General features: G+C 46.8%; 11 protein-coding genes. 4 read left to right on the top strand and 7 right to left on the bottom strand.

What is annotated here, in order from left to right:
- The 6 genes from H0Z19_RS07810 to H0Z19_RS07835 form a co-directional block, all read right to left on the bottom strand.
- Positions 1-1,209 carry an NADH-quinone oxidoreductase subunit N gene (locus H0Z19_RS07810; RefSeq protein ID WP_290725478.1) on the bottom strand — a complete coding sequence of 403 codons (1,209 nt, stop codon included), beginning with the start codon at positions 1,207-1,209 and terminating at the stop codon, positions 1-3.
- A complete protein-coding gene (locus H0Z19_RS07815) occupies positions 1,206-3,155 on the bottom strand; it encodes an NADH-quinone oxidoreductase subunit L (protein ID WP_290725481.1) in 1,950 nt (649 codons plus the stop codon). Before H0Z19_RS07815 ends, H0Z19_RS07810 begins: the two co-directional genes overlap by 4 nt.
- On the bottom strand, positions 3,152-4,615 hold the full coding sequence (locus H0Z19_RS07820) for a complex I subunit 5 family protein (RefSeq protein ID WP_290725483.1): 1,464 nt from the start codon (positions 4,613-4,615) through the stop codon (positions 3,152-3,154). Before H0Z19_RS07820 ends, H0Z19_RS07815 begins: the two co-directional genes overlap by 4 nt.
- Positions 4,612-4,932 (bottom strand): F420H(2):quinone oxidoreductase, encoded by a 321-nt coding sequence (locus H0Z19_RS07825; protein ID WP_290725486.1) that lies wholly within the window; start codon positions 4,930-4,932, stop codon positions 4,612-4,614. The genes H0Z19_RS07820 and H0Z19_RS07825 overlap by 4 nt, the downstream gene beginning before the upstream one ends.
- The gene (locus tag H0Z19_RS07830; protein WP_290725488.1) at positions 4,929-5,393 is read right to left on the bottom strand and encodes a hypothetical protein; all 465 of its coding nucleotides are present in this window, start codon (positions 5,391-5,393) and stop codon (positions 4,929-4,931) included. The genes H0Z19_RS07825 and H0Z19_RS07830 overlap by 4 nt, the downstream gene beginning before the upstream one ends.
- Positions 5,394-5,464: 71 nt before the next feature.
- Positions 5,465-6,271 (bottom strand): metallophosphoesterase family protein, encoded by an 807-nt coding sequence (locus tag H0Z19_RS07835; protein ID WP_290725490.1) that lies wholly within the window; start codon positions 6,269-6,271, stop codon positions 5,465-5,467.
- 50 nt (positions 6,272-6,321) lie between these two features.
- Here H0Z19_RS07835 and H0Z19_RS07840 point away from each other — a divergent pair, with 50 nt between their 5' ends.
- On the top strand, positions 6,322-6,567 hold the full coding sequence (locus H0Z19_RS07840) for a hypothetical protein (protein WP_290725491.1): 246 nt from the start codon (positions 6,322-6,324) through the stop codon (positions 6,565-6,567).
- A gap of 1 nt (position 6,568) precedes the next feature.
- Here H0Z19_RS07840 and H0Z19_RS07845 read toward each other — a convergent pair whose 3' ends face one another.
- Complete coding sequence (locus H0Z19_RS07845) at positions 6,569-6,703, bottom strand: hypothetical protein (RefSeq protein ID WP_290725492.1); 135 nt, start codon at positions 6,701-6,703, stop codon at positions 6,569-6,571.
- Positions 6,704-7,042: 339 nt separating this feature from the next.
- Between H0Z19_RS07845 and H0Z19_RS07850 the strand changes: the two genes are divergently transcribed.
- The 3 genes from H0Z19_RS07850 to H0Z19_RS07860 form a co-directional block, all read left to right on the top strand.
- Positions 7,043-8,050: a radical SAM protein gene (locus tag H0Z19_RS07850; RefSeq protein WP_290725493.1), complete on the top strand. Its 1,008-nt coding sequence runs from the start codon at positions 7,043-7,045 to the stop codon at positions 8,048-8,050.
- On the top strand, positions 8,047-9,657 hold the full coding sequence (locus H0Z19_RS07855) for a DEAD/DEAH box helicase (protein WP_290725495.1): 1,611 nt from the start codon (positions 8,047-8,049) through the stop codon (positions 9,655-9,657). Before H0Z19_RS07850 ends, H0Z19_RS07855 begins: the two co-directional genes overlap by 4 nt.
- Positions 9,658-10,115: 458 nt before the next feature.
- Positions 10,116-10,372, top strand: a 257-nt coding sequence (locus tag H0Z19_RS07860; RefSeq protein WP_290725496.1) for a helix-turn-helix domain-containing protein, incomplete at its 3' end; no start/stop codon positions are given.

The raw sequence follows: 10,372 nt of genomic DNA on the forward strand, positions 1-10,372 counted from the left end.
TTACACCCCCTTCATCATTGAAACTAAATCCACAAACCACATTGGCGGTATTAGCGTTATCAGCATTGCAATTGATGCGAACAGCACAACTGCACTCGTCAGGTTGAACTTCCAGCCTGTTCCGAGTAGCCTTGCGAGCCTGATGTAATATGGGACTGAGATTGCGGAGTTGAGCACCAGAATGACTGCGAGCCAGATGAACTGTGAGTAGACGAGTGAGTAGATTATGAACAGCTTGCTCCAGAATCCCATAAGCGGTGGCAGGCCGATGAAGGAGAACGTGAGCAGATATGCTGTTATCGGTGATGTACCTTCACTCTTTATGCTTGCAAAGTAACCCACCTTGCCGAATGAATTCACGAAGAGCTGCAGCAAGCCTCCGGCAATTGCGAAGTAAATATACTCTTTTCCGGCAGTTACGGCAACAAACGTGGCGAGGATGTAACCCATGTTTGCAACAGTAGAGTAAGCGAGAATTCTGCTCGGCTCATTTGTCGTCAAAGCACCAATGTTTCCAACGAACATCGAAGCTGCAGCTATAAGGCCAACCACTACCAGAAGAGGCCATAGCGATGGCGTTGCGGTGGCAACTATAATCTTGTAGGCGATTATGAACGGAACAAACTTTGCAAGCGAGGCTATTATTGAAACGGGAATGGGATCTGCCGAGGCGAAGACATCCGGAACCCACTCATGAACCGGAGCTACTCCGACTTCCATGCTTAGACCGATAATCAGCATCAAGAAAGCTAATGAGTAGATTAGCGGATTCGTGGTAGAGTAAAGCAGTACAGCTCCTATTATGAAGAGCACTGTGGCTATCACCATGAAGGTAACGTACTTTATGCCCACATCGACGTTCAGGTTCTTGTCGCTAACCATGACGAGCAGGTATGTTGGAGCTGAGACGACCATGAACAGGACAAGCATCATCGCAAGATTGTCAACCATGAAGACGTAAAGAGTCGCTATCGCCATTATGGCAACCAGAGCGTAGTCCAAACCGGCTATCTGATTCTGCCTCATCGCATAGAGGGAGAAAATGTTCAGAAGTGCGACGAACAAAATCATAGCTGAGTAAGCTGCATTTCCGCTTATCATCATTACCAATACAGCCACTATGCTCGCTACAAGTGATATTCTGATATCCTTGTAACTCAGCGCTGCTCCAATTGTGAGGATTATCAGCGACGCAAGCAACTCTATCATGCTATCCACCCCGCTGCAACTGCTACAACAACAATCAGCATTACGAAGCCGACCACAATCTGCAGATACCTCTCAAGCTTTCCGTTCTGGATGAATCTCACGCCGTAGGAGTAAATTTCAAACATTCCCGGAATTGCCTGATGGCACGTGAAGTCTATTAGCCTGTTACCGTAATCCACGACTTTTGCTATTGCCCAGCCAATTTTCGGAACTATGTAGTCGTTCAAGAACATCATGTACATTCTGTCTCCAAAGAACTGTCCCAATGGAGATTTAATCTGTGGTTTGAAGAACCCGAATGCATACGCTACGAGAACTATCATACCCACTGCGAAAGACGAGGCCATCAATCCCTCTTCGACGAACTCTGAAAACGGCTCCTCCGGAGATGTTAGAATTGCTGCGAGAATTACGAGGAGCATGGAAACCATTGTAAGATAAGCTGCACTCATTATTCCTCCACCATGCAGGTGAAGGTGCACCTTCTTACCCTTGAAGAAGTTCATGCTCAGGAACTTTCCAAGGAAGCCTGAATAGATTGCTGATATTGTCACAAGCAGTGCTAGAGGTAGCAGTCCAAACTCGTGCTCAAGGTGGTGCAGAACTCCATCCATTCCTGACTTGACCCAGTAGGCTGTGAATGGCGGAATTCCCGAAAGGAATATCGTCGCAATGACCGTGGCGACGAAAGCCCACTTAAGCTTTCTCGCCACCTCGGTATCACCACCGAGGAACCTGTCGTGAGTTTCGTGAATAAGATGGCCAGCTACAAGGAAGAGTGAGGCCTTTGCAAATGCATGCGTTATGAGGTACCAGAATGCCACAAGCACTGCAAACTTTCCAACCCAGTAGCTTGCCGCTGCTGATGCAAACATCAGTCCAAGGCTGGACATGGTAGAGGCTGCCAGCAAAACTTTCCTCTCGAGAGAGCTTGTAGCCACGAGGGCTGCGTAAAGGGATGATATCAAGCCGAGGAATAGTACGAGGACGTAAACGTACTCGTAACCTTCGAGGTGCAATTCCCATGGCTGAATGTACCAGCTGAGCCTCATGAAGAGGTACGTACCTGCAGCTACCATCGTTGCAGAGTGAAGCAGCGCACTGACGGTTGTCGGACCTGTCATTGCGGTCATCAACCACTCGCTGAATGGTAGCTGAGCTGATTTCGTGAACGGACCCATCAGGAAGGCGACAAGCAGTATGACAACCCCAGCAACACCTATCTTCTCCTCCAGCCCTGCCCATGGAATCTCGCTTATGTTTAGCGTGCCTGTGAGGGCAAACAGAGCACCTATTGCAAAGAACATTGGCATGTCGCCGACTCTTATCGTGGATATGGCTCTCCACCCACCCGTGCTGGGGGACCAGAACATGTTCAGACCAGCAACTTTTCTCTTGAGAATGCCGACGTAGCTCAGCTCATCATCATCTCTGAACCAGTGTCCTATCAGTCCCCAAGAGGCGATTCCCAGACCTTCCCAGCCTATCAGTAGCATAAGCAGGTTGTCACTGTAGACAACGAGAAGCATCGATGCCGTGAAGAGGTTGAAGAAGAACCAGTACCAGCCGAGCCTGTAGTCGTCTCTCATGTATTCAAGCCCATAAACTCCAATCAGGAAGGCTATCACGGCAGTCAAGGCACCCATCAGCTTGCTGAGGTAATCGAAGATGAAAACGAAGTTTATGTTGAACTCAGGAAGCCACTGGATTGTGTATTTGATTGGCTCTGCCTCTGGCGAAAGTTCTCCAACGTTAAACAGAATGTAGAGTGCAACGCATAGTGAGACAAACAAACCAGCAACCGACAGAACCGGAAGCTTTCTCGCCCAATCGGGGCGTGGGTGCATTCCCCATGCTATCGCAATTGGAAAGCTCGCTAAGATGGGTGTGAAAAATAATAAGGCAAGCAGTTCTGCCATCATCGGAAGCTCAACCATTTCGCTCATGGCATAACACCTCCAATTCCGAGGACAAATTTCAGCCCGCTAAGCAGTGCAGTTGCAAGCGGCGGGAAGATGAATGCAACGCTGAAAAACGCCACAACGTAAAGCGGAGCGTCGAGAAGTCTGCTGAACCTTGGCCTCTCATAACCAGCAGGCGTTCCGTAGTAGATTATCTTCATCGTGTAGAAGCTGTAAAGTCCGGAGAGAATAAACACCAACACCACTGCGAGAATGATGGCAAGGTTGAATCCGTAAATCTTCGTCAATCCTGCGAGAATGTAGAACTCCCCGAACATACCTATCGTTAAAATGCCGCTGAGGGTCATGAATCCGAGAAGTGCAGCATTGGCGATTGTCGGAACGTATTCGTGCATTCCGCTCATTTTGTTAATGTCTCTGAGGCCGTGGAATGAGGCTATAATTGCCCCTGCTGTCATAAACAAGATTGACTTTCCGAAGGCGTGGCTGATGTACTGAATCACGACACCCAACAGTCCGTAACTGCCGAGGCAGAGGGCAATGAGCACATACCCCATCTGGGAGACTGTTGAATATGCAAGCAACCTCTTGTAGTCCTTCTGCTTGAACACTGAAAAGCCAGCGTAAACGCTGGAGATTATGGCGTATGCAATTATAATATCTCTGTACTGTTCTATGAAGGACGAGTCGATCATGTAAACTCTCAGAAGGACGTACCCAGCAAGACCGACCGTGAGGGGGCTTAGTAATGCGCTAACCGGAGTGGGTGCTTCAGCATGTGCCCATGGCAGCCAGATGTGCGGCCCGAGACCCGGAAGCTTAACGAGCATTCCGAGGAAGATTAACAACCACGCCGTGAAGCCCACAGCCTTTACCGCGTTGAATGCAGCGGTGCCATTCTCGAACCCTATCATCAGGATACCCAGCAACGCCAGAACTCCCGCGATGTGAGTCCACACGAAGTAGAGCACAGCAACCCACTGCCTGTTTCCGTAGCCGTACATGTAGATGAGCAGGAATGAGGCGAGAAGGGAGATCTCGAGGAATATGTACAGCAGAATGAAGTTTCCAGCGTAAACGAGCCAGAGCATTGCCATTGCATAGAGGTTGTAGAGGAACCAGTACTTCCTGAACTCCCACTCAATGCTTTTTATTTCACCATCGTGGAGCATTTCCTCGAACCTGTGCTTCATGTACGGCAATGAGTAGAGAGCGACCATCGCAGAAACGAGGCAAATTGTAAAACCGAAGGCGTTGCTTATCGGGTCAGCGAGAAGGTAAAACTCGCCAACAGGCGATGGCAGATCCATTACAGGTACCACTATGGAATCTTTCGTCGTTAGCAGCAACCCAAGAGTAACAACCATTGGAATCAGAAAAGAGATGGCTGAAATCCATGTTGCAGCTTTTGGTCTGAAAGCTGGCAAAATGAAGGTGACAATCAGAGGAATGAGAAGCGAAATTACCAAAACTTCGGCGCTCATAGGCTATCCCCCCCTACAGCCACCTTATCCACACCAATTCCCTTCTTCCTCCTGTCAAGCAGTATTATGGCCGTCACAAGAACAAGGAGTTCTGTGCTGCTCGTGAACGCTGTTATTATAGCTACGGCATAGGCCATTGGTGGGTTGATCGAGAAGAGAGGGATTATTGCGAGGAACACTGCCGCAAACATGAGTTCAAGGCTGATCAAAAGGCGAATCACGTCCTTAGCGGAAATTGCTGTTAGATATGCCACCAGCAGAATTGCTCCTGAGGTTATCAAAATCACAGCAAGGTTTGATACATCAGGTCCTATCACAGGTCAACCCTCCGTGCGAGTTTTATTGCCGAAAGCATCATCAAAACAACCAGTGCAAAGAGAAATGCGATGACGAAGAAGTAGTCAGTCGCTACTGCTGCAAAGACTTCTGGATTAACAACTTCAATGCTCTCCACAGCCAGACTTGTGTATGCCAAAGCCAGAATCGCAAACACCACTATGACCGGTACAACCCAGAAAATATTGACCTTCCTTGAAACTCTTGCTCTGTAGGTGGCAGCTATAGCCACCGTTACTATACCAACTGCACCAACGAAAATCAAAGCAATTATCACGACCACTGGCTGGATGTTGAACGCTGCGTAAATCGCTGCCACGAAAAGCATTGTCACTGACATATACAGTGCTGCGTAAAAGTTATCTTTCGTCAGCAGAACACCGACAGACGATGCAACGGCGAAAAGACCGGCAACAGCAATTATCAGTGTATCGATGTTCATGTGCCGAAGTCAAAGCCACTCACTAATAAATTTTACTAAATCGATACATTTTGGCTTAAAACATAAAAAAATTATACATTATAAACATAGCCAAATTTTCTAACCAGATCAAATCCACTTTTAAAATCATGCGAGAAGTCAATCTTCAACAGAGCAAACTCTGATATGGAGTAGGGTTCAGCACATGAACCGACTGTTACAACCCTCCCGTTCTGCTCGACCTTCAGAACCTTCTGAGGTTCATGTGACCTGATCACAACCCTGACACCCAACTCCTCCAAAAGCATATCGGACGCTTTTGTCCCAAAAAAGTACATCACACCCCTGTTGTAGTTCTCCCCACACTCCTCCCTTTCCCACGGGTCGTTCCACATAATCTCGAGAGCCGTAAGGTCATCGGGATGCTTGATTTCCTTTCGCGATATGCCTTCTAAATCAATTCTGCACTGCTTTGTCGGCACACCCCCATGCGCCATCCAAACTTTCCCCTCGACAATTGCAGATAGGGGCATCCTCTTCCACATCCTGACAAGGCTCTCGTAAACTTCCTCACCCTGCTCTCCAAATTTTTCTCTCAACTGGTAGGGAAGCTGGTGCGGATACACACCAGTACTCTCATGGTTCCCTCGTAGAAGCAGAGCTTTGCCGTCAAGGAAAAGCCTTAGAACCTTCTCGTAGCATTCAGCAGGATAGTCACCTCTGTCCGCGTAATCCCCAAGGAATACCGCAAAACCCTCTATCTCTTTCTCAATTATTTTCAGTGCTTCTAAGTCAGCGTGGGTGTCACCAATCACAGTTATGACATCTTCTTCAATAATAACCATCCTCTCCTTGGGCATCATTGAAGTGGCCTCATCAATGAGCTCAGGCAAGTCCATAATTGAATCTGGTTCCAAAATTTAATAAATGCTACTGGAGAATATATGGCATGGAGAGAAAGTGTCCCCTATGTGGGGGAGAGATGGTGAAAAGCAGAACGAGAAATGCCGGTTATGCGAGGTACTTCTGGAAAGCGCCATGGGAGAAGGGTCTGGCAAAGCTTGGTAAAGGAGTTGAAGCCTATCCATGGCTCTGCATGAAGTGTGGGGCTATAATTCCCTACGTGGAAGAGAGTTTACTTGAAAAGCTGAGAGTCGAATTTGAAAAGGCAAGATCAAGCGGCTTCAGGTTGTGAATTAACTGATAACCTCCTTTGTAACCTTTGCGAGATCCCTTTCCGAAATCCGCCTGATTGAAGGTATTAAAGCTGCAAGGACAACTGCGAGAACTGCGATGGAGAAGTATTTTAGAGATACAGCGATGCTTTTCATTGATGCAGGATAGACGTCTGATTTTTGGAAAGGTCGCAGACATGATTGACCTTCGCAATTCAATAGTTCATTGGTGTTATACCCAAAAAATTTAAACAATTTGGAAAAGAAAAGTTGCTCGAAATGTGGGAAAATCTGATTGCGTTCGTTAGTACTGCAGATGCGTATTTAATGGAAAAAATGCTGATTTTTAAATTCGCTAATCAACAGGGAACGTTTGCTTCAAAATTCCTAAGATATCAGTTGTTTCCTAAGTTCTAAATTCAAACTGCTCCTCAAAACATAAAAACCAATCACACCACAAAAACCATTATTTAATCTCTCACAAAAATTCTTCTGGTGAAGGGTCTTGAAAGGTACGAGGCAATAAACAGAGAAGAGGCGCTGGCTAAATTCCAGATAGCCAAGCGAATCGGTGCAGAGGAGGCTGAAACTCTGGAAAGTCTGGATGAAATGCTGAAAATCCACAGCAAGCTGAAAAGAGAATTCAAAAAAATTCTCCAGAGCGGAGAAGTCCCGGAGGAAAGCCCTCAGTATTCCTTCTTGCACCTGAAGAAAGACATATTGTATGAAATGCTGAAGAACTGCAACTTCTGCGAGCGCAGGTGTGACGTGAACAGGTACGAAAAGAAGGGTTTCTGCAAGTGTGGTGTTACGAGTTACTTCAGCAGCGAGTTTCTACACGTTGGAGAAGAGCCTGAGCTAATCCCATCCCACACGATTTTCTTCAACCGCTGCACGTTTGCGTGTGTCTTTTGCCAGAACTACGATATCGTGTATGAGGACGATTACATAGTCGATCCGAAAGAGCTTGCCTACATCATCGACGTCAGGAGGAGACAGGGAAGTAAAAACGTCAACTTCGTCGGTGGAAATCCTGACCAGCACGCCCACACGATTGCAGAAATTCTGGTTCATGTTGAGTCGAACGTTCCGGTGGTGTGGAACTCGAACATGTACCACAGTAAGGAGCTTGGGGAGATAATTGAGGACTTTGTTGATGTCTGGCTGGGAGATTTCAAGTACGGAAACAACGAATGCGCCAAGAAATATTCCAAAGTTCCAAATTACTGGGAAGTTGTAACGAGAAACTTTTTGAAATCCAGGGATAACGGGGAGCTGCTCATAAGGCACCTCGTGATGCCCAACCACATTGATTGCTGCACGGAGAGGATAGTGAAGTGGGTTGCGGAGAACCTCGGCATGGAAACGAGGTTCAACCTGATGTTCCAGTACTATCCGACTTTTAAGGCGTGGGAGTATCCGGAGATAGCAAGGAGACTAACCCCTGAAGAGATGAAGAGAGCGACGGAAATTGCCGAGAAGTATTTGACGAACCTCGTATGATTGAGGAGCTTGTTGAGATTCTGGACAGAATAGAGAGGAAGGCAACACAGAAAATGCTAAAAAGAGACATCTTCTCGGCCGAGCTACTTGCGAGGAGAGGAGAGATAGCTGTCCTGCGCTCGTCAGGCTTAATAAAGGCTGGAAGTGCTGTTGCAGAGGTTGAGGATGACGCAGTCTATCCAGTTGGCTGGGTTGTTGACGCGAGAAGGTACGGGAACTCCTACCTGCTCGCCGTGAAAGAAGTTGAGGAGTTCGAGGGTGACGCAATCGTTGAGGCGGAGAACGTTCTCAGCATAATGCTCAGGAAGGAGGCTGCTGAAAGAGCAGAGGAAATTCTTGACTTCAGCTACTGGAGCGGTGAGCTCAGAAATCTTGAAGCGCCGGAATACCTCGACAAATGGCAGAGAAAATGCTACTTGGCAACCTGCTCACTCGATGAGGGAGAGATTCTGCTTGTTATCGGCCCGCCGGGTAGCGGTAAAACGACATTTATTGCAGAGGCTGCAAAGAAGCTCTCGGAAGAGGAGAGAGTCTGGGTAACTTCTAACACAAACATTGCAGTTGACAACGTCCTTGAAAAGCTGGACAAAGCGCTCAGAGTTGGTCATCCGTCGAAGATAACCGACGGTGTGAGAAAGCACAGCGTTGAGTACAACCTGCTGTCCCGGATAAGGTTCTCCGACTACAGAGAGTACGCATCGAAGGTTGCAGAGGCTTACAGGGAGATTGCGAGGATTCAAAACGACATGATCAGGAAGGGGAGAATCGCAGTAGGCTCGACGATTTTGAAGGGAATGATGAGTGCTGTGAAGAACTACGACTTTGATACGGTCATAATAGACGAGGCGAGTAACACATGCATCTCCGTCGCTCTGCTGGCACTGGAAAAAGCGGATAAGGCTGTGGTTGTTGGAGATCCATACCAGTTACCTCCTGTCTATGAAGTGGGCGGGCAAAAGGCGGTGAAGTTCAGTGCCTACAACTTTCTCAGCAAAATCTACAGCAAGAATCTATGGCTGAGGAGGCACTACAGAAGCAATGCGAAGATAGCTGAGTTTGCTGCAAAGCACGTTTATGGATTCCTAGAAATAGATGAGAAATGCTATGACATTAAAATTGAGCCGTGCAAGACAACCATCCCTGCAGTAGGGGATCCAGAGAAACCTTTGGTTTTCATCGACTGCAACGGTGCTGAGAAGAAAGCAGGAAAGTCGAAAATAAATGAGGAAGAGGCAGAGGTTGTTGCGATTATTGCCGAGGAGCTTGCTGAGTGCATTGGAGAGGAGAACATCGGAGTTATAACACCTTACGTCAAGCAGGCTGAGCTTATAAGAAACATACTTACCGAGTTTGGTTTGAAGGTCGAGGTCAGCACGGTTCACAGCTACCAGGGAAGAGAGAAGGATGTTGTGATCTACTCAATTACCGCAACCAGAAACCCGTACTTTGCCTCAGAGAAAAGGCTCTTTAACGTCGCCTTAACGAGGGCCAGAAAGAAGTTTATCGCTGTGGGTAGCGCAAAGGCCTTTCAGGGAAAAAATCTTCTGCTCACGAGGTTTATGGTCACAGCCCTTAGAGATGGGGGTTTTGTCAGGCTGAGTAAGTAAAAATGACTGTTCTTTTGAATATTCGTGGTCAAGTCTCGGCTCTGTTATACATACAGGATTTTATAAAGAAAAAATAAAAAATTGTTTCACTTTTTCAAAATCAACATGTTCGAGGGAGATAAGGTGATAGTTAAAGGAGTAACTCAAAAATATCTAATCTAGCAATAGAATTCCTTCTATATCACCCCAATGACATCCTAGATCTGCTTCAACAGGTTTCCAGTCTTTAGGCATTCCTCCAATTCGCAGTTCACAAGAAATATTATCTCTCGGAAGGATATCTCCCCAATTAGGACACTCCAAGGTACTTTTATCGTAATTTACTATAAATCCTTCTTCTGTCATGAGAGATCCAAAGAGGAGAGGTATTTCTTCCTCAGTTCTAGAGTAACTATTCGTAATTGTGAGATTATGGTTTTGAGCAAAACTATTTATACCAAAAATAACAGACCAGCTGCATGGGCAGAAAGCGAATCTACGAAGTTGTGAAACATATGCCAGCAGAAGAGCTCGATAAAAGGATTAAAAAGCTCGAAAAAGATACTAGAGTTCTCAAAAGACTGTACTTCGTAAGACACCTTTACAGAGGAATGAGTGTTGAAGAGGCAGCCAACTTGGTAGGAGTTACTAAAGCAACAGGCTACGCATGGCTTAAAAGGTGGAATTCCAGAGGTTACAAGGGCTTAATTCCGGAGTTTGGTGGAGGAAGACCATC

Source organism: Archaeoglobus sp. (assembly GCF_017656475.1).
Lineage (GTDB): Archaea > Halobacteriota > Archaeoglobi > Archaeoglobales > Archaeoglobaceae > Archaeoglobus.